Genomic DNA, 24,598 nt, shown 5'->3' on the forward strand with positions numbered 1-24,598 from the left:
GAGTACCTATTTTCATCTAAGCTGCCTTGATGTAGCTCAGAATTAAGCTAGCTCTACCCTAAATGGTGAGGGAAGCAACGATGAGAGCGTGTGCAAGAAAATAACTGCCCGTTACCCAAAAGTAAGCGCCCTTGATTGGGCTGCGATAGAAATTTAGGGCGTACGCCAATGCGGAAAGCAGCAGCACGCAGCAACCAACAAAACCAACAGCATGTGATAGCTGAGGCTCAAGTAACCAGACTTCACCAGAGGCCCAAGCAAGCTGAATGAGCACAATACCCATGATAACCACTGGAAAAACGAGTTTGTCTAAGCGAGGGAGTAATAGGAAGAAAGCAACGATACATGCAGCTAACAGCAGCGCGAACAACCACCAGACCATTTCTCCTGATAGCTGTAACCAAAATGCTTTGCTGTAACAAAGTTGAGCCAACAGGAAACACACAAAATGCAGAAGACGTTTTTGAGTAACAGTATGAAGCACATCTGCGATCGCGGATATCGCTAATCCAACGACTACCCAATAGGTAAAATCAACGACAACAGATTGAGTTAGAGCAATAGTCGCCAATAATACAAAGGTAAAGACCTTATACAATAAAGCCTGACCGATATGCCCATGTTTCGTTCCTGTTATTGCTCCAATACCAGACAAGGAAACCGCCAACCAACTCCACATATCATTTGCCCTATTGCTTTTAATCGTCGCCAGTCTAGGCACACGGGTGTTGATGTAAAGCCTCAGCCCTTCAAAATTGGATCTTGATTACGCTTCCACTAAAAAGAGCATCTTTAGATTGAAGTCGTCACAATACCCGCAGCGATAGTGATTATTCCTTTTAAAATAGACTCATTGTTCGGAAAACTCATATAAATTGACGCTAGAGAACCCAAACTTAAATTCCAATCACTTCTATCCTGCCAACTCCACAATATGTCGCTATATATTGCAAATACCACATAACTAAAAGTTCAAAATAAAATATATAAACAACTTTAAAACAAACACTTAAAATCAAAAAGAAGACTTACATAGAACTTTCCAACACTATACAAACCTAGACTTACAAAGTGCGTAAATTACCTTTATAAAAACCACTTTGTCAGGTTTCGCTAAGCTTCCTGTCAAAAAACCATCACAAAAATCAAACCTAAAACCTATAAAGCTTAATTAAACAAACCTAGACACCACCAAGCCCCATTAATACAGTTTAACAACCTTTAACAATATAAATTACACAAAACGACCATTATAAAACAATCACTTAAAACAAATGAGAACAAAAAAAAATCATAACGAACAAAATAAGAGCTCCCCAAAATACACAGTAAAACATAGCAAAAGTGATAGAAAACCCAATAGTTTTCTATCACTTTTAAAGGCTTCGAAAGTAATTCTTGATCTATAGCCATAAGTAGTGCTATTCTTTAAAACATAGCGAGAGACAACCAAATTTAGGAGTAGTGTTATGATTTCATCTTCGCAAAGACAAGGACTTGTAATGATCGCGGTAGTTGTAGGTCTAATGACACTACCGATGATGTACTAAGCAAGTTACAGATAAAAAAAGGGACGCCATTAGCGTCCCTTTTTTTGTTCAATTTTTTCATTTCGAAAACAGATGCAGTGTTAACACATCCCAGTTCGCATAATAGAAACCAGCAGCAGCTAAAGTCATTGCCATCATCAGTAAGATTGCAACTCGCCAAATAAAACGACCACTACGTGGAGTCAACTCCTTCTCACAGTCGTTACACATCATGATGAACTTATGCTGGTCTTCCAACTTAGCCTCATGCTCATTGACTACCTTATTACGACACGTTGCGATATAACGCAGTTTGCTCACCATATCGTGCGGTAGCCTTTCTTCACAGCTTGTTACAAGCTCATGCAATCCTTCGCCTTCGGCATGATATTGAAGCCTCAATAATTTCTCTATATTACGAGTTTTTGTCACCACTTTTTCAATATCGGTCATATTAGCCCTCCCACTCCACACTATAATTCTAGTCGAGCATTTCCCTATTCTTATACAAAATCACTGTTATTTACGAGAGAAAGAGACAATAAATAACAATGCTTTATCCCAAACTGGCCTCTAAATGTGATGTCTGCCGAAAAATAATCAGCTTGGCTTACAACAGTTCACGAATAACGGCTTGAAACACATATCCCTATTGCTTGAAAGATTAGAATAACCATCACGACTACATGGAGGTTACATGCCTAATTCACTCTTTTTTGCCATCTTTGCACTCGCCGGTCTAGCGGCTTGGGTATTTCTTGGTTTCTATCGAAAGCACTCACAAGGTGAAAATGCGCCAGAAAAGAAAGTGAACGTCACTGTGTTGGACAAACAATCCATCGACCTTCCTGATGCAGAACCAGGCCAAGAAGATCAAGAGTATTGGATTTACGTTCAACGTGGTGTGGTTGGTCCAAAACGAGAGTTCCAAGTCGGAATCCACTACTTCCATGCCCTGAACCCTGGCGACAAAGGTACCTTAACCTACCAAGGCGATAAGTTCTTACACTTTGCATTGAAGCGCTAAACATTAGGTACTTCAACTGTATCTTCTAAGCAATCCATCAGAAAGCCTTAGCCCCCACCGCTAAGGCAATAACCAACGTGTTTTCTCTGACTTAGAGACCAACCAGCTCATCCATAACGCGCCAGCTCCGCTGATCACGATCCATAATGGAATAACCCAAGCAGGGTGTCCTTGGTACCAACCGAACTCTTTCATTGGCCATAAGAAAATCGGGTGCAGCAGATAAATACCTAAGCTGTGTTTACTGATAAAACCAACCACTTGATTGCTCTTCTCAGACAAGCCTTCACCATAGTAACGGCACACCATGAACACCATGCTCGCCGCTAATACGGTGTTCAACGTCTTGTAAGATAACCAACGCCCTACCGTGTATTCTTCTGCGACCAAACTTGCATCAACCACCATATAAACCGTGGTCAGTAACGCTAATCCACCAAGTAACACACTCACGCCGACAGTCATCTTGTTAAGTGGAACCATCTTATACAGCAGGTAACCCAACGGTAAGTACCCGGTGTACAACCACAACTCGTGACTCCAAGGGCCATCGATTTTCAATAAGAACAATAACGTTGTGAACAACCATACCGCCGTAAAGGCATAGACAGATCTATCACCGTACTTTCTGACCATGACCTGTAAAAAAGGAATCACAAAGTAGAGTGGGATGAAGTAATAGAAGAAACCAAGGTGATAGTACGTGTAGTGATGATAACTATTGAGCAAAACCTCCCAACTGACGTCCGCATCAAAACCCATTAGCGACCAACCTGATAGGTAGGTATAGAAAAGCGACCAAACAATGAATGGGATCAGTACCTTACCCAGACGGCGCTTGAGGTAGTATTTAGCATCAAACGGGCGCTGATCACTCAGCATCAATGCACCAGAAATCAAGATGAACACAGGCACTGCCCATCGGCTGAAACCATTCACCGTAATGGCAGTCAGCCACTCACCGAAAGGAATGGTGCTTAATTCATTACGATAAGGCGCCAAAACATGAATCGCGATAACAGCTATGGCCGCGACACATCGTGCTAAATCAAAAAAGAGAACTCGCTGCTTCATGTAAATGCCTGATTAATATTCAATCATTCTACTATAGCAATAAAAAAGCTGACCGGAATAAATACCAAGTCAGCTTAGTGTTAAAGAAGATACTTATCGCGAATTTAACTTATTCGACTCTAGGTTACCCGACCTAAGCAATGCGACTTTCACTCTTACAAATGAGGCTCATGCGGCTGAAGCTTATGCCGCTGAGATTTGCGGCACTTTAGGTAAACGCAGAGAGATCACCGTCGTTATCGCTAAGAATGCGAAGGATACCCACAGACACGCAGACAAACCGGCCATCTGGAATACCAAGCCCGACAATATCGTGCCAATCAAGCGACCCATCGCGTTTGCCATGTAGTAGAAACCAACATCAAGAGAAACCCCATCGCCTTTCGCGTAACTCACAATCAGGTATGAGTGAAGTGATGAGTTCACCGCAAAGATGGCACCAAATACCATCAATCCACCGATGATAACTAGCTCTGGTTGCCAGCCAATTTGCACCGCATAGGCAATACCGGCAGTCACAATAGCCAATGCACCCGCCCACAGTAGCGCTGCATGTCCATCAGGCACCTTGCCTTGTGCTTTACCAGTAATCTTAGGTGCAATGCCCTGCACAAAACCGTATGCGATGGTCCAAGCCGCTAAGAAGCCACCCACCCATGAGTGGTCCCAACCAAACACACTGCCTAGATAAATCGGCAAAGCAATCACAAACCACACATCACGAGCACCAAACAGGAACATACGCGCAGCCGACAAGATATTGATGGATTCAGACTTAGAGAAGATTTGTTTAAACTTCGGTTTGGTTTTCGCTTTGCCCATGTCTGCTTCTAAGCTCACTAAACTGCCAATGAAGACCAAGGTCAGCACAGCAGCCATCGCGAGCACTGCGTATTGGAAACCAATCGTCGAAAGCAGTAAGCCACCGATAAAGAACCCGGCACCTTTCAGTGCATTCTTAGATCCGGTTAGAATCGCAATCCACTTATAAAGCGCACCTTGCTGCTCATCTGGGACTAAGGTTTTAATCGAGCTTTTAGCACTCATCTTATTGAGATCTTTAGCGATACCAGACAAGGCCTGCGCCGCCATTACCCAAGGAATGGTCAACATTGCGGTTGGCACCGCGAGCATGCCCAAAGCGACAACTTGCATCCCTAAGCCGATATTCATGGTCTTATTAAGGCCAAGACGCGCCCCTAACCAACCACCAATTAGGTTCGTCACCACACCAAAGAATTCATAAAAAAGGAACAGTGAGGCGATCTCTAACGAACTGTAGCCAAGGTCATAGAAATACAAGACCACCAGCATACGAAGTGCACCATCAGTAATGGTGAAGTTCCAGTAATTGAAGGTCACCAGCATGTATTGGCGAACGCTCTTACTTAGATTTGAAAACATAACGCTATCTCTGCAATCTAAACAAAAAGAGCTTTTAGATCATAGGTGTCCAAAAGCTCTAATTCTTACTTTCCACTTAACTTATACTCAAAATAATTGGAGTGGCAGCTAGGCAACAAGCAAGTTCAGCCCTATGAGCATAGGTGTTCTATGTGATTAGGGCGGCCGGCGATCCGGTGAACTTGCGCAGTTAACAACGCTGCTGGTTCAAGTATGAAGAGCTACGCAGAAGCTACGCCATTAATGTATTCAACCTGAATGGCTTTAGTGAATGCGCCCGGACGCAGTGCCTGCACCTCTTGAACAATCTTGTTCATGTCCCAGCTCTTCTCTAACAACAGGTGTGCAGCCAGCAAACCCGTACGGCCAGAACCGCCCATGCAGTGCATTGCTACCTTGCCGCCGTTATCCACGATTTGGTGTAAAACTGGACTAGTCGCCCGCCACTTCGCAGCAAAATCGGTACCCGGTGCACAATCGTCTTCGATTTCTATTTGGAACCATTGCATGCCTAGCGCACGTGTCTTCTCACCAAGTGCCGCAACGTCTTTGCTTGCAAGCTCATGGTCATCAAGTGCTGTCACGATAGCTTCAACGCCTTGTGCTTTCAGTTGCGTTAACGATGCATCTAGGTCAGCGTCTTTAGTGCCTGGGCACGGAGTAAGCACTAACGCACCAGTTTCTAGATCTAGTTGCCATGTTGGATGTGTCATTGTGTATTCTCCAAATTCTACTATTTCTTAAGTACGCAGGCTTAAGCTAAACCAACGGTACGAACTAGCTCAGCGGTACGTGTCGCGTAACCCATCTCGTTGTCGTACCAAGCGTAGACCTTAACCATGCGCTTACCGACCAACATCGTTGATAGTGCATCCACGATTGTTGAACGTTGGTCGCCTTTGTAATCGATAGAAACCAGGGGACGCTCTTCAAAGCCAAGAATGCCTTTCAGTTCATTCTCAGACGCTTCTTTCAGCATCGCGTTGACTTCTTCAGCAGTGGTGTCTTGCTTCACTTCGAAGATGATGTCGGTCAGAGAGGCGTTCGCTAGTGGTACACGAACCGCGTGGCCATTAATACGATTTTCAAGCTCCGGGAAAATCTCAACAATCGCTTTAGCGCTGCCTGTCGTTGTCGGGATAAGACTCATACCACATGCACGAGCACGACGTAGGTCTTTGTGCGGCGCATCTAATATAGTTTGCGTGTTAGTTAGATCGTGAATAGTGGTGAAAGCTGCGTTTTCGATACCCAACTTCTCGTTGATCACCTTAACCACTGGCGCAAGACAGTTAGTCGTACAAGATGCCGCAGTCACAATCTTATGTACCGCTGGATCGAAGATAGCGTCATTCACACCAACTACGATGTTTGCAATGCCTTCTTCCTTTACTGGTGCCGATACCACAACACGCTTCACACCTTGCTCAAGGTATTTGTTTAGGAAAGATGTCTTACGGTGAACACCCGTCGCTTCGATAACCACATCGCAACCAGACCAGTCGATTGCATCGATATCGCGCTCTTGCGTAGTTCTAATGCGTTGGCCGTTGATGATCATCTCATCGCCTTCAACCGTGACTTCGTGGTTCCAGCGACCTTGAACCGAATCGAACTCAAGAAGGTGCGCCAGTGTTGCTGTATCGCCTGCTACATCGTTAATTTGAACAAACTCTAGCTCAGCCCAATCGAATGCTGCGCGAAGTGCTAGACGGCCGATACGGCCAAAACCATTAATACCTACTTTGACTGTCATACTCTTTTCTCTCAGTTAATTGCCTTCATATTTGAAGCCGCAGTGTTGTTGACTATGCCTAGCTGCAATCTCAACGATTTTGGCAATAAATTTAAATGTATTTAAACGCAACATTGAGGGCGTGAAGTCATGGCTTCTAGGCGCTCAATATCCTGTTGGTATTCAGTTTTCAAACAGTTCGATGCGATAAGGTCATCAATTAACTTTAGCATCCAACCCGGTAAATCTTGTGACAGACGGTAGAACACCCACTGCCCTTGGCGAACGTCAGTTAAAATTCCGTTTGAACGCAACTGCGCAAGATGGCGGGAAATCTTTGGCTGACTTTCTTGTAATGCCTGAGTCAACTCACCAACAGATAGGCACTCTTGGCGCACAATCAACATTAAGCAACGCACTCGCGTTTCATCAGACAGTAATTTAAAAAATTGGTGAGGAAGCATAACTACATACTCATATATGGATATGCATATATATTAGTTATAAAAAAACGCACGTCAAGGCGTGCGTTTTCATTGTCATAAAAGTTTAACGAAAAATATCAGAGTTTGTTGGTAACAATATGGCTCCAACGTCGAGCTTCAGTGAGTTCTGTTTTCACTTGTTCCACGTTCAAACCTAGATCAGCACAGTGATCATCAATCTTTTGCCAATCAGCATGTTCGAAACTTTCTTCAAGCGCTAATAATGCGCCATATGGACCTTCTCTGCGCAGCAAGGCCACCTTAATACTTGTGCATAACGGTAATTGTTCAATTAAGTTCTCTAACGACAGATCGAGCAACGCATCAAGCAATGAGAACAAACCAATCATAAAGGCTTGTTCAGTATGCCCTTTAAATACTTGGTAACGAGACATCCGTTGGCAAAACTGCGCACGCTGCAAAGACAGGCCATACAGCTCTTTGGGCTTTTTATCAGAGACATAAGACGCTACTGCTAGCGAGACAAACATTTTCAATTTCTCTTGCCCTAAATAAACCAAGGCCTGACGAAATGAAGAGATGGTGACCTCAAGGCGGGGTGACATAGTATTCACAAAGCGCAGAAGCTTATAGGATAAGGCAATATCTTTCGCGACGATGCTTTCAACACGTTGGAAGTCGACATCCGGCTTACAGACCTCTTGGAATAGCTCCATCGCTATCACTTGCTCTGGGCTAATATACTTAGTCTTTATGATTTCGGGCTTACTAAAGAAATAGCCTTGGAAAAACTTAAACCCTGCTTCTTTCGCTTGTTGGAACTCTTGTTCCGTTTCAACCCGCTCAGCAAGAAAACTATACTTCTTCCCTTCGTGCTTTTTGACTAACTCACACGCCGCATCCAACCCCATCTGCATGATATCAAGCTTAACAATATGCGTATATTGAAGGAAACGTTCCCACTCAGGTGTCGAAGTAAAGTCATCTAGGGCAATCATATACCCTGCTTGATAAAGCTCTTTGATTACCTCTAATAGCTCATCGGTCGGTTGGCAGGTTTCAAGAATCTCAACTACGACCTTATCTTTCGGTAAGCTCATTGGAAGACGACGAATCAAGCTTTGATACGGAAAATTAATGAAGCAGCGTGAAGATGGGATCGAAGGGTTAAGCCCAACGGACAAGAAGTTTTCAACGATCAGGCGATACGTTGCTCGATTAGACTCAATATGCGCGGGGTAGGCATTCCTATCACCGTCACGAAACAGCAGCTCATAACCAAGCGTGTTCTTGTTACGGTTTAAGATAGGTTGTCGAGCAACGTACGTAGCGGTCATTTATTGATAACTCTAATTGATTTAACTATAACTCTATTACTTTCATTAAGCTTTGGCAGCAGCCAGCAAAGCGCCGCAACCCATGAACATACCACCAAATATTTTATTTATCTTACCCATTATGCGATCTGAGCGAATAAAACGTCCCATTTGTGAAGCTAATGAGGTGTAACCCAACATAACCACGCTATCAATAAATACAGTGGTCACTCCAAGCACCAACAACTGCGGTGCTTGCGGTTGTGTCGGATCGATAAATTGCGGAAACAGAGCAACTAAGAACACGATAGATTTTGGGTTAGTCAAATTGATAAGCACTGCATTTCTGAGCAGCTTGCCACTCGATAGCGTTGATTTTTCTTCTGAAGCCACCAAGCTAGACTTATCACGCCACTTTTGAATGCCTAACCATAGAAGATAAACCACGCCCACCCATTTGATGATGGTAAATGCCAAGGCGGATTTTGCCACTAGTGCACCAATACCCGCTCCCACCAGCATAATATGAAATGCAAGACCGAGCTGTAAGCCTACGATCGACGCAAGTGACTTCTTGGTGCCATAGCTGAGCCCATTGCTGATTGAGTTAACGGTACCTGAGCCCGGTGCCAAACTAAACAAAATCGCCGTGACGACATAAGCAAGCCAAACATGAGTATCCATTTGCATTTCCTTACTAGTTCTTTAATCTAACAACATTAGTAGCGATGACGCTCTCACATGCATCAGTTCAGGTAATTTCCCATGGAAAACCACAGTGCCACCCTGTTTTCATACACGCAAGAACCTGAGTTCGAGCAAGCGATTAAACACCCGATCTCCACCCTTTGGCAACAACGAAAGGATGGTTATGTTACATCATCTGGTAAAAAAAGGTTGTACTGGTGTAGCTTAACTTCTCCGACACACACCAAAGCTATTGTTATTTCAAATGGTCGCATCGAGTGCTGCTTAAAATACCAAGAGCTCTTTTATGATTTCTATCAGCAAGGTTATGACGTTTATTCATTTGACCACCAAGGTCAAGGTCAGTCGGAACGTATGGTAACAGACTCTGACATTGGTCACATTCACGAGTTTGATGATTACGTATCAGATATGTCTGACATTATTGCCAGTTTTGATCTTAGCAAGTATTCCAATCGCTACCTGCTCGCACATTCGATGGGCAGTACAATCGCCACTCGCTACTTGCAAACTCATCCCAACCACCCGTTTGACAAAGTCACTCTGTGCGCTCCGATGTTTGGGATAAATACTGAATGGTACTTCAAGCCTATCGCAATGCTTGTTGGGCAAGCTCTCACCGCTTTCTATGCCAAGCCGACTTATGCCCCCGGGCAACAGGCGTATTACTCTAAGCCCTTCGAAAATAACTTATTAAGCCACAGTAAGGTGCGCTATCAGTGGTTCCGTTGCTTATATGACGGTTCCCCTTCTTTGCAGGTTGGCGGACCAAGTACTCGCTGGGTATGGCAAGGGTTAATGGCCGCCAAGCAGGCAATACAACAAACTCGTCAAATCAAGATCCCACTGCTATTGATTCAGGCAGGGGAAGAGAAGATTGTGAGTAACGATGCTCAAGTGAAGTTCATCAATAAGCTGAAAAAAACCAACTCTGATTGCCAGTTTAAGGTGATTGAGGGTTCTAGGCATGAGGTACTGTTTGAGCAAGATGAATACCGTAATCACACACTGGATGCTATCAATCAGTTTTTTGCCTAGATCGAATAAGCTAATAGGCTAAGTAACCGACCAAGAAGATAAGCGCTAAAGAGGAAGAGAAGTAAGTGAGCTTTGCCCTCTTTTCTTGCATGAAATTGGCATACAATTTCCACCTAGAGATATTGTGGTTAAAACGATGCTAGCGTTGGCTAGTATTGATATTTGCTAAGCATTTTGCAATGAGGGTTAAATGACTATTCCTGCACTTAAAGATTCCGTGAAAATTGTTGCTTCTGATTTAGATGGTACGCTTTTGGCTCCCAACCATCAGCTAAGCGACTTTACCAAACTAACGCTTAAGAAGTTACACGAGCAAGGTTACACCTTTATCTTCGCTACGGGTCGCCATCACGTCGACGTAGCAGGGATTCGTCAAATTGCAGGGATTCCGGCATACATGATCACGTCAAACGGTGCTCGCGTACACGACCAGAACGATCAACTGATGTATAGCCAGGACGTCCCTCAGAAATTAGTTCAACCGGTTATTGATATTGTTCGCCAAGATCCAAATATCTTTATTCATATGTACCAGAATGAAGATTGGCTACTCGACCGTGAAGACGAAATGCTCGCTAAGTTCCATAGTGAGTCTGGCTTTAGCTACAAGCGATTTGAAGCTGATAATGCCCCAAGCGACGGCATTGCTAAAGTCTTCTTCACACATCCAGAGCAAGACCACGAATATCTGGTCACGTTTGAGCAAAAGCTAAAAGATGCGTTTGGAGACAAACTGAACATCGCCTTCTCAACACCTTGGTGTTTAGAAGTGATGGCCGCTGAAGTATCTAAAGGCCACGCCTTGGACGCTGTTGCGAAATCATTGAACCTGACACTGGATAACTGTGTTGCCTTTGGTGATGGCATGAATGACGCAGAGATGCTGGCGATGGCGGGTAAAGGTCTAATCATGGGCACATCACATGAAAAGGTGATGAAAGCTCTACCAGACAATGAAGTGATTGGCAGCAACGCAGACGACGCCGTTGCTCACTATCTAGAAAAGCACCTGCTCTAATCTCGTCTCGTCGAAAAGATCTGAATAAATAAAAAGGCAGCCAACTGGCTGCCTTTTTTGAACCTTACGTAAAAAGCTCTCTCTAACGCTATCGAGAACCCTGTATTTCTTTGCTTAATATTGCCTGCCACTCTTGTTCGGTAACCGGCATGATCGATAATCGGTTGCCCCGTTTAACCAGTGGCATTTCTGACAGTTCAGGCATGGCTTTAAGTGTTGCCAAAGGAATCAAGCGTTCAGTCACTCGCACAAACTCAACATCAACCATTATCCAGCGCGGATTATCGGGCGAAGACTTAGGGTCGTAGTAATCACTCTCTGGGTCGAACTGAAAGTGGTCTGGGTAGGCTTCTCTGGTTACTTTCGCGATCCCCGCCACGCCAACTTTTTTACATGATGAATGGTATATCATCACCAAGTCTCCAAGCTTGACGTCATCACGCATCATGTTTCGAGCCTGATAGTTGCGTACACCCTCCCAACAAGAGGTTTTTTGTACTCTCAGAGTCTGAATAGAAAAGGTGTCGGGTTCTGTTTTAAATAACCAATATGCCATAATAAATCCAATTAACGGTTGCTCCGAGGAAGATATAACATGAAGGTAATGAAAAACCCAGTGACATGGCTAGTCGCATTCGCTCTACAAGGCTGTGTTACGGCACCTGATACGCCACAACAACCTGAATTGCCCCCAGCAACCTTGGATGAGCCACTGAGCATTCAACCGCAAACCTTCATCATGCGTGGTCAGGTTGTGGTTGGCCATGAAAGCCGAACCTTCACCCCTTGCGGTAGCCAACAACAATACTGGTTAGACTTATCTCCAGAGTTAGCGCTAGAAGCACAAGGGCTCTCAACGAGACCTTACCAAGCTTTATATGGCGAGCTGATTGGTCACCTAACCGTACCGAGCCAAACCGGGTATAACGCAGATTTCACGGCACGTTTCGTGGTTGATCAAGTGAATATCCTAACCGCAGAAAATCCTAATCGTTGTGACCAACCACTGCGTTCAACACGAGTATTCGGTAATGAACCCTTCTGGTCAGCAACCTTCGATAAAGACCAGCTCAAATACACTAAGATGGGCGAACAACCACAGCTCCTCGATATTGAATCAAGCCGCACCACACCAAGTAGTCGTGATTACCAATTAGAGGGTAAAACAGCACAAGGCAAACTCAACCTTACGAAGGAGAGCTGTAGCGACGGTATGAGTGATTCTATCTATGGATGGCATGCCAAGCTTAACCTCAATGACAGTAACTATAATGGCTGTGCAACGGTCTCAAACCAAGATCCAACATTGGACTGGAGCGGACTCTACTTCGCTAGCTCAACGCAAAACTCAGGGTTCTCTATCAACCTTGAACTCAACAATGACCACAGTGCTATCACGACTTATTCATACAGCAATGGAGACCCTTCTATTGTTGAGCAGGGCTTCTGGCAGCAACTGAACCAAAATCAGGTACAAGTGGTTATGACTCGCCACCAGCAACAGTATTTAATCTCCGAGCGTATCTTCACACTCGATAATGGCAAGCTAATCGCTGAAAAAGAGAAAGTGGGCAACGTGGTCTATCCGATTGCCAATGGCGGTCTGGTGCTATTCGAAGCTAAGAGTGCGCAAGCAAACACCCCCGCTAACGTTGATCTAACCGCTAAGCAGGTCAACTCCAGTGATCAACTTGATCCAAAAGTCGACCAAGCGATCCGCGAGTATTTTAAGATCAACAATACCGATCCAGACAACACTCAGTACCGCTGGCTAACCTACGATCTAAACGGTGATGGTAAGGAAGAGTTGTTTGCTCAACTGGACTGGTGTGGCTCGGGTGGCTGTACACTGCTGATTTTCGAAAACCATCAAGATAACTGGCGCTTCAATAGCCGAGTGACACTGGTTAAGGGCGACATACGCTTAGGTAAATCGCAAAACCACGGCTGGCAGGATCTGATCTTCAATGTCAGTGGCGGTGGAGCAACACCTGCGAAGCACACACTGTCTTACACCGGTGTTAGCTACCCACTGAATCCAAGTGTCGCTCCAGTTGCAAATGATGCTGATATCAGCGACGTGGTTCTGTTTGCTGATGGCATATCACCAGCGCAAAGCGGAGTTAAGCTATAACCATGAGTAATCAACAAGCTTGCCCTGGTTGTGGCTTCACTCACCAGTGCGTTTGTCATCTAATACCGACGGTTGAAAGCCAAACTGATCTTGTACTATTGACTCATGAGAATGAGCTGTCGCGAGACACCAACACCGGAAAGCTGCTTCAGCAATCTCTTGAGCAGTGTCAGTCCTTGGTATGGCAAAGGAAAACACCACCAGCGGATCTAATGGCACTGCTTGAAGATGAAACACGACAACCGTTTCTGTTATTCCCAAGTGATCAAAGCATCGAGTGTCAGCAAGCTGTGATGACCCAAGCCCAGAATCGTAAACCGCTATTCATCATCTTGGATGGCACATGGCAAGAAGCGAAGAAGATGCTTAACAAGAGCTCGTGGTTACAAGCAGTCCCACAAGTTCATCTCGACATCACCAGCGAATCCTCTTACAACTTGCGCCGCAATCAAGACAGTGGCCATTTGTGTACTTGCGAAGTGGGCATTGAATTGCTCAAATCTTTAGGTGAAAGCGAACCTGCCAAGCTCATTGATGACTACTACCAACAGTATCTAAAAGTATTCCACGCCGACAAATGTGGCCATGCTCTCAAATAGTTCAAGCAAGAGCGCGGGAAGACAACAGACACATTTCAGAACGGGACAGATACTGAAAACAAAAAGGGTGAGCCATGAGCTCACCCTTTTTACATCGTACTTTAATCTATTGAACCATTTAGTGTTTCACGTGAAACGCACACTCTAGCTGTTCCTTGAAAAGAGATTTTACTCTCCCTATCAGAATAAGCGTTGAGGCTGACCAAAGTAGTAACCTTGCAGGTAATCGACACCCATGTCTTCGGCAATACGGCACACTTGTTCGTTATGAACAAATTCAGCCACCATCTTAGCATTCAGAATCTGACATAAACTCACCAGTTGCTGAGCGATCTTGCGCTGTTTCTTATCTTTATCAATATTCCGAATTAAACTGCCATCAAGCTTTATGACTTGTGGTTCTAACTTCAATATCTCATCAATGTTCGAATAGCCGGAACCAAAGTCATCAACAATAATATTCACACCAAGGTCGCGGAAGTGATTACACACCTCGATCAAGCGACCGTAATCCTGAATTTGTTCCGTTTCTAACACCTCTAAGCCAAGACGCTGTGGGTGACTGATTTTCTTGATCGCTTGCTCAAGGTGAAGAATGGTTTTCTCATTGCTAAAATCTTGTGGCGCCAAGTTAATTGAGAACGAATCGGTTCGCTGACTCATAAAATCAAAGGTACGCGTTATCATCTGGCGACTCAGACGCGTATAGAGATGCGTTCCTTCTATGATTGGCAAGAACTTACCCGGCACAATCAGTTGTCCATCTTCTTCAATTCGAACCAAGCACTCGTAGCTTTCTACCTGATGGCTGTGCGCAGAGACAATAGGTTGGGAACACGCCACAATATTCTGATTAAGCACCGCGCGACTGACACACGACAGCCAGCCAAGCTGCTCTTGGCGATGCTTCTCCAATTGAATGAGCGTCTTGGCGCTCACTAGATGCTTGTTCTGACTCACAGCGCTGCGCCTAGCATCAATCGCCTTCAACAACAAATCATCAATCGAGGTCGTAGGAAAATCTCGACGGCTGGCTATACCCGCACAGATGGATACCGACAGGTAATCAATATCAGGCAACCCCGTTGGTTCAAAATTCACATGTTCCGTTTGGTCTGCAAATTCAGAAAAACGCTGATGAATATGTTCTTGCCCCACCCAGCTATCAAACACCACCGCCCACTCACCAATACCAATGCTATAGAGCTGACACCCCTCATCAAAGAACTGCCACAGCGCCTTTTGAAAATACTCGCTTAAATCATGCAGAAGCTTGTCACCGACTCGATAGCCATACTTCTCATTGATTTGGCCAAATGTCGTGACTTTCAAAGCCAACAAATGACTATCGGTACTCATTTTTGACAGTTTTTCACGCAGTACGCTTCGGTTAGGTAAACCTGTACGGCGATCAATTCGGTAGCTCGCGGTCAATGCGGTCGCTTGCTGTTGAATCTTACTCGCCATACTGTTGTTCATGTCATCGACATCAAGCAGAGCATTTCGTATCAATGAAAACAGAGGGGAAATATTGGTCGCGGGTTGTGTCTCTAATGGCAATACCGCCTTGCCTTCACCTTCCCTAAGCGCAAGATAAGTGAGGCTATGATGCAAAATTCGTTGCTGGTCATTATCTTGATAGAGCTCTCCCATGCAGTACGCGCCATAGGTGTCCGCTAATGCTTGGAAAACCTCAACCTCTTGGTTGCCATCAATGAAATCAATGCGCGAAGTGCAGTTATAGATAAAAAACTGTTCTGGTTTATGGGAAGTAATCTGTTGAACGCCCAGTCGGATTTGTTCTAGGGTCAATGAAGGGTGGTCATAACAAAACCGCACCTCATCACCAACCTGAAACGACCCACTGAATTCTATCTCTCCGCCCTCTGTCACCTTGAGCGGTAAGTGAGTGTTCTGGTCTTTGGGTTCACCGACCATCAAGGGGAAGTTATACAGTTGCTCAAAAGGGATTTCGAGACCGTCAGCGAGGTAACGATTATAGACTTCTCGGACAGGTATACCGTCCAATTCAGCTAGCCGATTATCTTGAGCGCCAGTCACTCGGAAGGTACGACCAATGGGGTTCCATTCGCAGTAATACCCCTTAGTAATTGCGAGTTCAACACTGTGCAGTGCTAACATGACATAGGCATTTTCATAGCAAATACCATCGAGCATCACCCATCGTCCATGCTCTGTAATGGTCGATGCACCGCCACAAATAGGTAATGAATATATCGACTGCTCAAACGCTGAAAATAGATCTTGGTTATTTATCTGCAAGCGATCGGCGAAACAGATAATGCTTTGAGTATCAGCATTACATTCAAGCTGCTGCCACATCGCTTGGCTATCCCGTCGAGGCTGCTCGCTATATTCGACAACACCACAAGTGTAAGACGTCGCCTCAAAGCGAGTAACAATAACATAGAGACCTTTATGCAGGATCACACCTTGGCTGATGTAGTGATTAGCGCTACAACCAATCAATTTGGCGTTGGGGAAAGTCGACTGAATTACTTGGCAGGCAGCCAACACCGAATCTTTCTCGAAAGAAGAAAACACCTGAATCAGTAGATTGTCATGTTGATGAAAATCTATCTTTTGCAATTCACGCTGGGTGCACTTAATGTCTTGTATCTGGAAAGAGGTCGATTGCATATTCACATTAATCGTTACGTTAATGATTTGTTATTGTGCTTATTATAGATAAAGCTTGCACGGAATACTTACAATCGTCTTATAAATAATGTGACGCTAGTTAGACATCATTCATTCCACTAAAGAGCCATCATCAGTGCCAGTGAAGCACTTTAAAAGCAAGTAACGTTAAGATCTGAGGGTTTTAATAACTAAAACAGTCGCTTAGGCTCACCAAAGTAATAACCTTGCAGATAATCGACACCCATTTGCTCTGCAATTTCACAAACCTGTTGGTTATGGACAAATTCGGCAACTGTTTTGGCGTTAAACACCTGACACAAGCGTACTAATTGAGAGGCGATATTCCTTTGCTTTGGGTCTTTGTCGATATTGCGAATCAAGCTACCGTCGAGCTTAATGATCTGCGGCTCAAGTTTAATGATCTCATCAATATTGGAATAACCAGAACCAAAGTCATCAACAATGATTCTCGCCCCAAGAGCACGGAAGTGATCACACACTTCTATCATGCGGCCATAATCTTTGATCTGTTCAGACTCGAGAACCTCTAGACCAAGTCGAGTGGGGTCGTTCATACCACTAATCGCTGACTCGAGAACCTCAAGCGTCTTATCGCTCAGTAAGTCTTGTGGGGATAGGTTGATTGAAAAAGAACTCTCCTTATTTGCCATGTAGCCAATGGTGTTTCGAATCATGTGCCGGCTAAGGCGAGTATAGAGATGCGTGTCAGCAATAATGGGTAAGAACTTACCAGGGAGTACAATGGTACCATCCGACTCCATGATTCTGACCAAGCACTCTTGGCCAATCATTTCGTGAGTACCAGACGCCACAATCGGCTGTGAGTAGGTGATAATGTTCTGATCTAAGATTGCGCGGCTTACACAGCTCAACCAGCCTAGTTGTTCTTTACGATCTTCCTCACTCACCTGAATGTTTTTGGCATTAGTGATGTGAGTATTGTTCCGCACCCCGTAGCGTCGAGCTTCAATCGCTTTCAACAAGATCTCATCACCGCTATCAGCTAAGAAATCACAGCGACTAGCGAAACCACCACACAGAGAAACCGAAAGGTAGTCTATGTCGGTTAATCCATATGGCTCAAAATTAATATGCTCAATACCATCAGCAAACTCGACGAAACGTTGCTCTATCTTCACGCTATCGACACTCGCGTTAAAGATAATTGCCCACTCACCGACACCAATACTGAACAGTTCAACCTTTACCTTGGATTCCTTAGCCACACTAAGGTGCAATCGGTCGACAAAATGATTCGACAGATCAAGCAGTAATTGGTCACCCACTTGATAACCGTATTTTTCGTTAACTTGATGAAAATTAGTCAGCTTCAGCGTCAACAGATGTTCATTGAATAAAATCGTATTGAGGCGTTCTTTTAATACAATACGGTTGGGTAGCCCTGTGCGAGAGTCAATACGGTAGCTTTCAGTTAAGCGACGTGCCTGTTGATGGAGTTTGTTCTCCATCTGAGTGTTCATACTGTCGAGGTCTGCGACCGCATTTCTGACTAAGTTGAGTAGTGGCGATACCGTTGAGTCTCGCTTGAAATCTTCGCAACGAAACTCATTAATCTCGTCCGACTCTCTCATCGCAATATAGGTAAGGCTGTGATGCAGTATCTCTTGGCGATCGTCGTTGCGATATAGTTCTCCCATGCAGTATGCACCACACGCGTTTACTATCCCTTCAAATGGTTTGAGCTCAAGTTTACTGTCGATAAACTCTAGTCGAGATACACAGTTATAGATGATCACAGATTCAGGCTGATGCACGGCAAGCATCTCAGCGCCGTGACGAACTTTTTCTGCGGTCAAAGAAGGATGGTTATAACAAAACTGGGCCTCTTCGCCGACATGCCAAGGGCTATCAAACTCAATACTACCATCATCATTAATACGTAGAGGCGTCGAGATGCACTTCTTTCTGCCGAGCTCTCGATACAGGGGGAAGCTCATCAACTGACTAAAAGGGAGATCTTTACCATCAGCAAGGTAATGTTTGAACACCTCGATAGCCGGCTTGTCATTCAACGCATATAAACGATTTCCAACTGCGTGTGTCACTCGCAATTTCATCCCAATAGGATTCCACTCAGAATACGCGTCCGACCAAATCTTTAAGCTAGGGTTAGTCAATGCAACCGCAACACAAGCATGTTGGTAGGTTTGCTCATTATGCATAACCCAACGGCCATATCCATTCTCGTGGCACAGCCCACCAGCAACTGGTAATGCGTAAGGTAAACTCTCAAAGGCGCTATAAATAGGATAGTCACGCCCTTCAACCTGATCGCACAAGCTGATAACCGTTTTGGTTTCTTCTGTAAGGTTTAATTGAGAAGCGAGATCTTGGCTGTCTTGATTTGGGTTTCCGGTAAACGTCTGAACTGTAGACGTTAAATGGGTATCGTTAAATTCACTGACGACGACTAAGGTACATTCATGCTTCAGGCTGTTATCACAGATAACATAACGGGCGCTCTGACCGATTAACGTCGCATGCCCTATGCGATTGAGGGCTGCATTGGCAATTCGACGAGCGATATCAGAGGACTGAGCAGAGAAAATTTGAATAAGGTACTGTTTGCTGTCACACCACTCTCGCTGATCAAATTGAGACTTAAATAACTCCTCAGTATTTGCGAGAAATGTAAATGTTTGCATGCCAACCCTTGTTCGAAATCGAGTGAAATGAGAACCCGTACTACTATGAATCAAAAATTCCGATCAAAAGTAGTCGCCAATTATCCTAGCCTAAACAGGCATTTAATTGTGACTAATGTAACAATTCAATATCATAAATGCGACACATTAAGCTTACTACGGCCATTAAGTTAATCGCATAAGATCACTAAGTTGCTCTATTTCAACATCAGGCAGCACTGTTGCCTTAGGGGAATCATATAAATTGGAACCAGTATCATTAAACCAGCATGCTTGGAAACCATTTGTCTTCGCTCCATAGACATCGGTTCTAAGATGGTCACCAACATGGAGAATATTCTCAGCGTCACAATTTAGGTATTGCTGAGCTCTATCAAACATATCTGGGTAGGGTTTTGCTCTGCCGTCAGGACCGGCTTTAAGGATTAATTGGAAGTACTGCCCCAAGCCAATTTTATGTGGGTCGACATTGCCATTAGTAATCGCAACTAAAGGAATACGTTGGCTCAGCTCAGCCATCACTCGATGCGTTTCCTGTGGCACATCCACCTGATTACGCAGCCACAAGGCGTGTTCTATGCCTTCACGAGCCGCTTGTTCTGCTTGCTGCTGAGAATACCCCAGTTGTAACAAACCACGCTTAATCTGTGTTTCTCGCCACACGGTGACATCATGCTTTAACGCTGGGTTTTCAGAGGCGACTTGCTGTTTGATACCTTGCCACTCTTCTAACGAAAGAGAAGCAGACACCGGATGCTTTTGATAAAGCCACTGCGCCATCTCTTTCTCAACCTTCATGATCACAGGCCAGTTGTCGTACAAGGTATCATCCAAATCAAAGGTCATGGCTTTGATGGGCTTTAACCCTCGATAAATTCGCATAGTTAAACCTTTAATCTAATCTTTATTCTTCTTACGAGCTCTTGGATGAGCTTGGTCATAAGCTTGTGCTAAATGTTGGAAATCTAAGTGAGTGTACACTTGGGTTGTCGAGATGTTTTCATGCCCGAGCAACTCTTGAACCGCACGAAGGTTTTGGCTCGACTCCAGTACATGCGTTGCAAAGGAGTGACGCAGTTTATGCGGGCTAATATGACTGGCAACAGCCTGCTTCTTGCCCCACTCCTCCATACGCTTCTGAACACTGCGATGAGAAATACGAGTCCCGAGTTTAGAGACAAACAGAGCGGTTTCACCCGGCGAAGCTAGTGCACCACGAACTTTGAGCCATTTATCAACCCACTCTTTCGCTAAACCAGAAAAAGGCGCTTTGCGTTCTTTGTCGCCTTTACCAATCACTCGGATTTCGCCTTGTCGACCCAATACATCTTTAAGATTGATACCGACCAGCTCAGCCAAACGTAATCCAGCACCATACATAACTTCCATCATCGCTCGGTCGCGAATTGACAGTGGGTCGTCCTCATTCACATCAAGCAACTGACCGACTTCATCAACATCGAGGTTTTTAGGCAAAGGACGTTGTTTACGAGGTGCTGAAACCCCTTTGGCTGGATTGGCGGTCATTTCGCCACGCAAGACAAGGAAATCAAAGAAGCTGCGCAGTGACGATAAGCGAGTCGCAATACTGCTCGCTTTCATTCCTTCGCGCATGCCTTTACTTGCAAGTTGTCTTACCCACGCCGCATCGACTTGTCCCCAGTCCGTTAGTCCCAGAGTAACTAAATGAGCGGCCATGGTTTCAAGTTGTTGTTTGTAGTTACGTTGGGTGTGTAAGCTGAGTCCCTTCTCACTTCTAAGATATTCATAGAAGCGAGAAAGCGACTTTTGAAGGCTGTTAGGAAGAGGTATTTTGGGCTCTAGGCTCATTATTTATCTGCCAAGGTAAGGTGTCCGCCAAATGAGCGACAACAAGTGCTAAATGGCGTAAAAAGAGCGTGTCCATATGAGGCTGGAAATGTCCGCCATCTTCACTAGAAAAAGCGAGTACACCCAGTGGAGATCGCTTAGCAAGGGGTAGCACTACATAAGAGCCTAGCTCTGGAACTGGATAATCACCAAACAAATCGTGTCTGTCTGCCTTTCTCAATCGCCCTAGATAAGCATCTTTGCCATTGAAATGGTTAAGTGAAAATTTCGAGTAACGCTCTTCATTCAGCTGATAAAAACCTAATTGTGAGAGAACTCGTACATGAGCCTTAAGCCCTAGTTCCAACGCTTTTTGTTCAACAGCCTTGATAACCTGAATGAAGTCACTGCATTTCAACACTTGAGTTTGCAGATCCATGAATTCATAGAAAGTTTTATCGTTATTCGCCGCTAGTGACATCAGGCCAGTGATCTCTTCTTCCAGCTCTTCGATTCTATGACGCTGACGTTTAAGCTGAATCTCAACCAGAGAAACAGCGCCCTGCTCAACATTATTAATAGCAAGGCGATCAACCAAATCTTTCCTGTTTTGAAAGAAATCTGGGTTATCACGTAAATATTCCGCAACCACCTCTGCAGTCAGAGTGTCGCCTTCAACGTAAGACAAAACCTATCCTTTATTTTTTATAAATCTATTTGTTATATCGTTATTAGCAAGAAAGCTGACCATCAAACACATGCGTTGCTGGGCCAGTCATCAACAGAGGTTTCCCAGGGCCTTGCCAGCTAATGTGTAAGTCACCACCAGGTAGACGAACCTTCACATTCTCAGCCAGTAAGCCTTGTGTTATACCAACAGCAACTGCACCACATGCGCCACTGCCACACGCCTGAGTTTCACCCGCACCGCGTTCGTAAACACGCAGGCGAACCTCTTCACGATTAACCACTTGCATAAAGCCAGCATTAACACGCTCAGGAAAACGTTCGTGAGATTCAAGCAGCGGACCTAAGGTATCCACATCTGCTGTATCGACGTCATCAACTACGGTAACCACATGTGGGTTACCCATGCTAACAGCACCACAGAACAAGGTGTGTACATCCGTTCTTAGGATATACGTCTTTTCTGGCTGCTTCGCCTTAAATGGAATCTTGCCCGGTTCGAACTCAGGAATACCCATGTTGACAGTGATTAAATCATTGTCTTCAATCTTAAGAACCATTTTCCCTTTCTTGGTGCTCACGTTGATGCTGTACTTATTCGTTAAGCCTTTCATGCGAACGAATCGAGCAAAACAACGCGCACCATTGCCACACTGCTCCACTTCACTGCCATCTGCATTAAATATGCGGTAATGGAAGTCAGTTTCAGGATCATAGGGAGCTTCAACTACAAGTAGCTGGTCGAAACCCACACCAGTGTGACGATCCGCCAAACGACGGATCAAATCTGGAGAAAAGAAAATATTTTGAGTAATGCAGTCCACGACCATGAAATCATTGCCCAAACCATGCATTTTAGAAAAGTGGAAGTGCATAACGCTTAAAATTACTCCGGAAGAATGTTTTCAAGTTCCCACAGACTCGTAAGCTCTTCACGCTGACGAACCAAATGAGTTTTATCGCCATCAACCATCACTTCTGCCGCACGCGAACGAGTGTTGTAGTTGGATGACATTGCGAAGCCATAAGCACCTGCTGAACGAACAGCCAATAAGTCGCCCTCTTCAAGAACAAGGTCACGATCTTTACCTAGGAAGTCACCCGTTTCACATATAGGGCCAACTAAATCGTAAGTCACAGCTTCACCCTGGCGCGGGCTAACTGGAACAATATCTTGCCAAGCTTGGTAAAGTGCAGGGCGCATCAGGTCGTTCATTGCCGCATCGATAATGGCAAAGTTCTTATGCTCTGTTGGCTTAAGGAACTCGACTTTTGTTAATAATACACCAGCGTTAGCCGCAATCGCTCTTCCTGGCTCGAAAATCAGCTCTAGATCAGAATGATTGTCTAGGCGAGCCAACAAGGCTTTCGCGTAGTCAGAGGGCTGTGGTGGTAATTCATCACGATAAACCACCCCCAAACCACCGCCAACATCAAGATGCTTGATGTTGATATCGTTAGCTCGTAGTTGATCGATCAACGCAAGCAAGCGATCAGTGGCATCGATGAAAGGTTCGATATCCGTTAACTGAGAGCCGATATGGCAATCAATACCATGGATAGACAAGTTATCGAGTGTTTTAGCAAACGCATAAACAGCAGGAGCACGATCGAAGGCGATACCAAACTTGTTATCACGCAGACCCGTAGAGATATAAGGGTGAGTATTGGCATCAACATCAGGGTTGATTCTCAGTGAAATCGGCGCTTTAACTCCAAGTTCACCGGCCACTTTATTCAGTCGCTCCAGTTCTGGCTCAGACTCTACGTTGAAACATTTAATGTTCAACTCAAGCGCTCGCTTCATTTCTGCGGCTGTTTTGCCGACACCAGAGAAAACAACTTTCGCCGGATCGCCACCTGCAGCAACCACACGCTCTAGCTCACCACCAGAAACGATGTCAAAACCAGAACCCAAACGAGCTAAGGTATTCAACACACCTAGATTCGAGTTAGCTTTAACGGCGTAACACACCAAATGCGGGTGCTCACCTACCGATGAGTCAAATGCGTTCCAGTGACGTTCTAATGTGGCACGAGAATATACATACAGCGGTGTACCATATTGCTCTGCTAGTTGTGAAAGTGCGACGTCCTCAGCCCAAAGCTGGCCATCTTCCTGATAGTTGAAGTAATCCAAAGTTCTTATCCCTTATAAATAACGATTTCTGCGTGTTTCACTTATTGTGATTGTTCAGTCTGTTGAACTTCATCAGGATCATACAAAGGACCCGTTTGACCACAACCAGAAAGTCCAATAACGGACACCATAAACAGAGCGGTAATTAGTTTTTTCATTTTGCACATCGTGATTATTAACTCAATGCCCCCTATAATCGCACCACACTCAGGAAAAGCAATAGGATAGAAAGGATGAACGAGACTGAATTTCATAAGCTGGTCGATATACAGATGCAAAACATCGAAGAAGCGATCGATGAATCAGAGGCAGATATTGATTATGAAGTGACTGGTAACGTAATGACGTTGGAGTTTGAAAACCGCAGCCAAATTATCATCAATCGCCAAGAACCAATGCGTGAGATCTGGTTAGCGTCTAAATCTGGCGGCTTTCACTTCAAGCTAGTTGACGACAAGTGGACATGTTCAAAGACGGGCATGGCGTTGTTTGAGATGGTCAAAGAAGAGTGCGAAAAGCACGCAGATGAAGAGATTAATTGGGTCTAATCATTTGTAAGCAAAACTAAAAAGGAGTGAATCAA

Annotated in this window: 24 protein-coding genes; 6 read left to right on the forward strand and 18 right to left on the reverse strand. The window is 44.7% G+C overall.

The window, feature by feature from the left end:
• Positions 1 to 58: 58 nt before the first annotated feature.
• Positions 59 to 679 (reverse strand): lysoplasmalogenase, encoded by a 621-nt coding sequence (locus ACED25_RS18470; protein WP_041472940.1) that lies wholly within the window; start codon positions 677 to 679, stop codon positions 59 to 61.
• A gap of 928 nt (positions 680 to 1,607) precedes the next feature.
• Positions 1,608 to 1,982 (reverse strand): DUF4145 domain-containing protein, encoded by a 375-nt coding sequence (locus ACED25_RS18475; RefSeq protein ID WP_371695849.1) that lies wholly within the window; start codon positions 1,980 to 1,982, stop codon positions 1,608 to 1,610.
• Between the two features lie 244 nt (positions 1,983 to 2,226).
• Here ACED25_RS18475 and ACED25_RS18480 point away from each other — a divergent pair, with 244 nt between their 5' ends.
• Entirely contained in the window at positions 2,227 to 2,556 is a 330-nt protein-coding gene (locus ACED25_RS18480; RefSeq protein ID WP_009848228.1) for a DUF2500 domain-containing protein, read from the forward strand.
• A gap of 60 nt (positions 2,557 to 2,616) precedes the next feature.
• Here the strand turns inward: ACED25_RS18480 and ACED25_RS18485 are convergent, their stop codons facing one another.
• From ACED25_RS18485 to rhtB, 7 genes are all read right to left on the reverse strand, one after another.
• Positions 2,617 to 3,630, reverse strand: a complete 1,014-nt coding sequence (locus tag ACED25_RS18485; RefSeq protein WP_017104242.1) for an acyltransferase — start codon at positions 3,628 to 3,630, stop codon at positions 2,617 to 2,619.
• 183 nt (positions 3,631 to 3,813) lie between these two features.
• Positions 3,814 to 5,034, reverse strand: coding sequence for an organoarsenical effux MFS transporter ArsJ (gene arsJ, locus ACED25_RS18490; RefSeq protein ID WP_017097107.1), 1,221 nt, complete (start codon positions 5,032 to 5,034; stop codon positions 3,814 to 3,816).
• A gap of 221 nt (positions 5,035 to 5,255) precedes the next feature.
• On the reverse strand, positions 5,256 to 5,747 hold the full coding sequence (locus ACED25_RS18495; RefSeq protein ID WP_371695850.1) for a cyclin-dependent kinase inhibitor 3 family protein: 492 nt from the start codon (positions 5,745 to 5,747) through the stop codon (positions 5,256 to 5,258).
• 41 nt (positions 5,748 to 5,788) lie between these two features.
• A complete protein-coding gene (locus tag ACED25_RS18500) occupies positions 5,789 to 6,790 on the reverse strand; it encodes an ArsJ-associated glyceraldehyde-3-phosphate dehydrogenase (RefSeq protein ID WP_017098542.1) in 1,002 nt (333 codons plus the stop codon).
• Between the two features lie 101 nt (positions 6,791 to 6,891).
• Positions 6,892 to 7,233 (reverse strand): metalloregulator ArsR/SmtB family transcription factor, encoded by a 342-nt coding sequence (locus ACED25_RS18505; RefSeq protein WP_009848223.1) that lies wholly within the window; start codon positions 7,231 to 7,233, stop codon positions 6,892 to 6,894.
• A gap of 98 nt (positions 7,234 to 7,331) precedes the next feature.
• Positions 7,332 to 8,552 carry an EAL and HDOD domain-containing protein gene (locus tag ACED25_RS18510; RefSeq protein WP_009848222.1) on the reverse strand — a complete coding sequence of 407 codons (1,221 nt, stop codon included), beginning with the start codon at positions 8,550 to 8,552 and terminating at the stop codon, positions 7,332 to 7,334.
• A gap of 45 nt (positions 8,553 to 8,597) precedes the next feature.
• Positions 8,598 to 9,215, reverse strand: coding sequence for a homoserine/homoserine lactone efflux protein (gene rhtB, locus ACED25_RS18515; protein WP_009848221.1), 618 nt, complete (start codon positions 9,213 to 9,215; stop codon positions 8,598 to 8,600).
• Between the two features lie 81 nt (positions 9,216 to 9,296).
• Here rhtB and ACED25_RS18520 point away from each other — a divergent pair, with 81 nt between their 5' ends.
• On the forward strand, positions 9,297 to 10,277 hold the full coding sequence (locus ACED25_RS18520; protein ID WP_009848220.1) for an alpha/beta fold hydrolase: 981 nt from the start codon (positions 9,297 to 9,299) through the stop codon (positions 10,275 to 10,277).
• Positions 10,278 to 10,467: 190 nt separating this feature from the next.
• Positions 10,468 to 11,295, forward strand: coding sequence for a Cof-type HAD-IIB family hydrolase (locus ACED25_RS18525; RefSeq protein WP_009848219.1), 828 nt, complete (start codon positions 10,468 to 10,470; stop codon positions 11,293 to 11,295).
• Positions 11,296 to 11,383: 88 nt separating this feature from the next.
• Here the strand turns inward: ACED25_RS18525 and ACED25_RS18530 are convergent, their stop codons facing one another.
• Complete coding sequence (locus ACED25_RS18530; protein WP_017098543.1) at positions 11,384 to 11,851, reverse strand: EVE domain-containing protein; 468 nt, start codon at positions 11,849 to 11,851, stop codon at positions 11,384 to 11,386.
• 39 nt (positions 11,852 to 11,890) lie between these two features.
• Here ACED25_RS18530 and ACED25_RS18535 point away from each other — a divergent pair, with 39 nt between their 5' ends.
• Together ACED25_RS18535 and ACED25_RS18540 are read left to right on the forward strand one after the other, a co-directional pair.
• Positions 11,891 to 13,429 (forward strand): COG3650 family protein, encoded by a 1,539-nt coding sequence (locus ACED25_RS18535; RefSeq protein WP_017098544.1) that lies wholly within the window; start codon positions 11,891 to 11,893, stop codon positions 13,427 to 13,429.
• 2 nt (positions 13,430 to 13,431) lie between these two features.
• Positions 13,432 to 14,028, forward strand: coding sequence for a tRNA-uridine aminocarboxypropyltransferase (locus ACED25_RS18540; protein WP_371695851.1), 597 nt, complete (start codon positions 13,432 to 13,434; stop codon positions 14,026 to 14,028).
• A 180-nt stretch (positions 14,029 to 14,208) separates the two neighbouring features.
• Here the strand turns inward: ACED25_RS18540 and ACED25_RS18545 are convergent, their stop codons facing one another.
• From ACED25_RS18545 to ACED25_RS18580, 8 genes are all read right to left on the reverse strand, one after another.
• A complete protein-coding gene (locus ACED25_RS18545) occupies positions 14,209 to 16,689 on the reverse strand; it encodes an EAL domain-containing protein (RefSeq protein WP_371695853.1) in 2,481 nt (826 codons plus the stop codon).
• Between the two features lie 191 nt (positions 16,690 to 16,880).
• A complete protein-coding gene (locus ACED25_RS18550; RefSeq protein WP_029224012.1) occupies positions 16,881 to 19,379 on the reverse strand; it encodes an EAL domain-containing protein in 2,499 nt (832 codons plus the stop codon).
• A gap of 165 nt (positions 19,380 to 19,544) precedes the next feature.
• Positions 19,545 to 20,261 (reverse strand): 5-amino-6-(5-phospho-D-ribitylamino)uracil phosphatase YigB, encoded by a 717-nt coding sequence (yigB, locus tag ACED25_RS18555; protein ID WP_017098548.1) that lies wholly within the window; start codon positions 20,259 to 20,261, stop codon positions 19,545 to 19,547.
• Between the two features lie 15 nt (positions 20,262 to 20,276).
• The gene (gene xerC / locus ACED25_RS18560; RefSeq protein WP_017098549.1) at positions 20,277 to 21,209 is read right to left on the reverse strand and encodes a tyrosine recombinase XerC; all 933 of its coding nucleotides are present in this window, start codon (positions 21,207 to 21,209) and stop codon (positions 20,277 to 20,279) included.
• Complete coding sequence (locus tag ACED25_RS18565) at positions 21,178 to 21,876, reverse strand: DUF484 family protein (protein ID WP_012605049.1); 699 nt, start codon at positions 21,874 to 21,876, stop codon at positions 21,178 to 21,180. The genes xerC and ACED25_RS18565 overlap by 32 nt, the downstream gene beginning before the upstream one ends.
• Before the next feature lie 43 nt (positions 21,877 to 21,919).
• Positions 21,920 to 22,750 (reverse strand): diaminopimelate epimerase, encoded by an 831-nt coding sequence (dapF, locus tag ACED25_RS18570; protein WP_009848210.1) that lies wholly within the window; start codon positions 22,748 to 22,750, stop codon positions 21,920 to 21,922.
• An 11-nt stretch (positions 22,751 to 22,761) separates the two neighbouring features.
• A complete protein-coding gene (gene lysA, locus ACED25_RS18575; protein ID WP_009848209.1) occupies positions 22,762 to 24,015 on the reverse strand; it encodes a diaminopimelate decarboxylase in 1,254 nt (417 codons plus the stop codon).
• Between the two features lie 41 nt (positions 24,016 to 24,056).
• Positions 24,057 to 24,269: a lipoprotein gene (locus tag ACED25_RS18580; protein ID WP_009848208.1), complete on the reverse strand. Its 213-nt coding sequence runs from the start codon at positions 24,267 to 24,269 to the stop codon at positions 24,057 to 24,059.
• Between ACED25_RS18580 and cyaY the strand changes: the two genes are divergently transcribed.
• Complete coding sequence (gene cyaY / locus ACED25_RS18585) at positions 24,249 to 24,563, forward strand: iron donor protein CyaY (protein WP_009848207.1); 315 nt, start codon at positions 24,249 to 24,251, stop codon at positions 24,561 to 24,563. The two genes, ACED25_RS18580 and cyaY, sit on opposite strands and share 21 nt — an antisense overlap.
• Positions 24,564 to 24,598: the final 35 nt, after the last annotated feature.

The organism is Vibrio sp. 1F263 (assembly GCF_041439035.1).
Lineage (GTDB): Bacteria > Pseudomonadota > Gammaproteobacteria > Enterobacterales > Vibrionaceae > Vibrio > Vibrio tasmaniensis_A.

Coding starts and splice junctions, on each gene's coding strand:
- ACED25_RS18470 (WP_041472940.1), bottom strand. CDS start 679: ATGTGGAGTTGGTTGGCGGTTTCCTTGTCTGGTATTGGAGCAATAACA.
- ACED25_RS18475 (WP_371695849.1), bottom strand. CDS start 1,982: ATGACCGATATTGAAAAAGTGGTGACAAAAACTCGTAATATAGAGAAA.
- ACED25_RS18480 (WP_009848228.1), top strand. CDS start 2,227: ATGCCTAATTCACTCTTTTTTGCCATCTTTGCACTCGCCGGTCTAGCG.
- ACED25_RS18485 (WP_017104242.1), bottom strand. CDS start 3,630: ATGAAGCAGCGAGTTCTCTTTTTTGATTTAGCACGATGTGTCGCGGCC.
- arsJ (WP_017097107.1), bottom strand. CDS start 5,034: ATGTTTTCAAATCTAAGTAAGAGCGTTCGCCAATACATGCTGGTGACC.
- ACED25_RS18495 (WP_371695850.1), bottom strand. CDS start 5,747: ATGACACATCCAACATGGCAACTAGATCTAGAAACTGGTGCGTTAGTG.
- ACED25_RS18500 (WP_017098542.1), bottom strand. CDS start 6,790: ATGACAGTCAAAGTAGGTATTAATGGTTTTGGCCGTATCGGCCGTCTA.
- ACED25_RS18505 (WP_009848223.1), bottom strand. CDS start 7,233: ATGCTTCCTCACCAATTTTTTAAATTACTGTCTGATGAAACGCGAGTG.
- ACED25_RS18510 (WP_009848222.1), bottom strand. CDS start 8,552: ATGACCGCTACGTACGTTGCTCGACAACCTATCTTAAACCGTAACAAG.
- rhtB (WP_009848221.1), bottom strand. CDS start 9,215: ATGGATACTCATGTTTGGCTTGCTTATGTCGTCACGGCGATTTTGTTT.
- ACED25_RS18520 (WP_009848220.1), top strand. CDS start 9,297: ATGGAAAACCACAGTGCCACCCTGTTTTCATACACGCAAGAACCTGAG.
- ACED25_RS18525 (WP_009848219.1), top strand. CDS start 10,468: ATGACTATTCCTGCACTTAAAGATTCCGTGAAAATTGTTGCTTCTGAT.
- ACED25_RS18530 (WP_017098543.1), bottom strand. CDS start 11,851: ATGGCATATTGGTTATTTAAAACAGAACCCGACACCTTTTCTATTCAG.
- ACED25_RS18535 (WP_017098544.1), top strand. CDS start 11,891: ATGAAGGTAATGAAAAACCCAGTGACATGGCTAGTCGCATTCGCTCTA.
- ACED25_RS18540 (WP_371695851.1), top strand. CDS start 13,432: ATGAGTAATCAACAAGCTTGCCCTGGTTGTGGCTTCACTCACCAGTGC.
- ACED25_RS18545 (WP_371695853.1), bottom strand. CDS start 16,689: ATGCAATCGACCTCTTTCCAGATACAAGACATTAAGTGCACCCAGCGT.
- ACED25_RS18550 (WP_029224012.1), bottom strand. CDS start 19,379: ATGCAAACATTTACATTTCTCGCAAATACTGAGGAGTTATTTAAGTCT.
- yigB (WP_017098548.1), bottom strand. CDS start 20,261: ATGCGAATTTATCGAGGGTTAAAGCCCATCAAAGCCATGACCTTTGAT.
- xerC (WP_017098549.1), bottom strand. CDS start 21,209: ATGAGCCTAGAGCCCAAAATACCTCTTCCTAACAGCCTTCAAAAGTCG.
- dapF (WP_009848210.1), bottom strand. CDS start 22,750: ATGCACTTCCACTTTTCTAAAATGCATGGTTTGGGCAATGATTTCATG.
- cyaY (WP_009848207.1), top strand. CDS start 24,249: ATGAACGAGACTGAATTTCATAAGCTGGTCGATATACAGATGCAAAAC.
- ACED25_RS18580 (WP_009848208.1), bottom strand. CDS start 24,269: ATGAAATTCAGTCTCGTTCATCCTTTCTATCCTATTGCTTTTCCTGAG.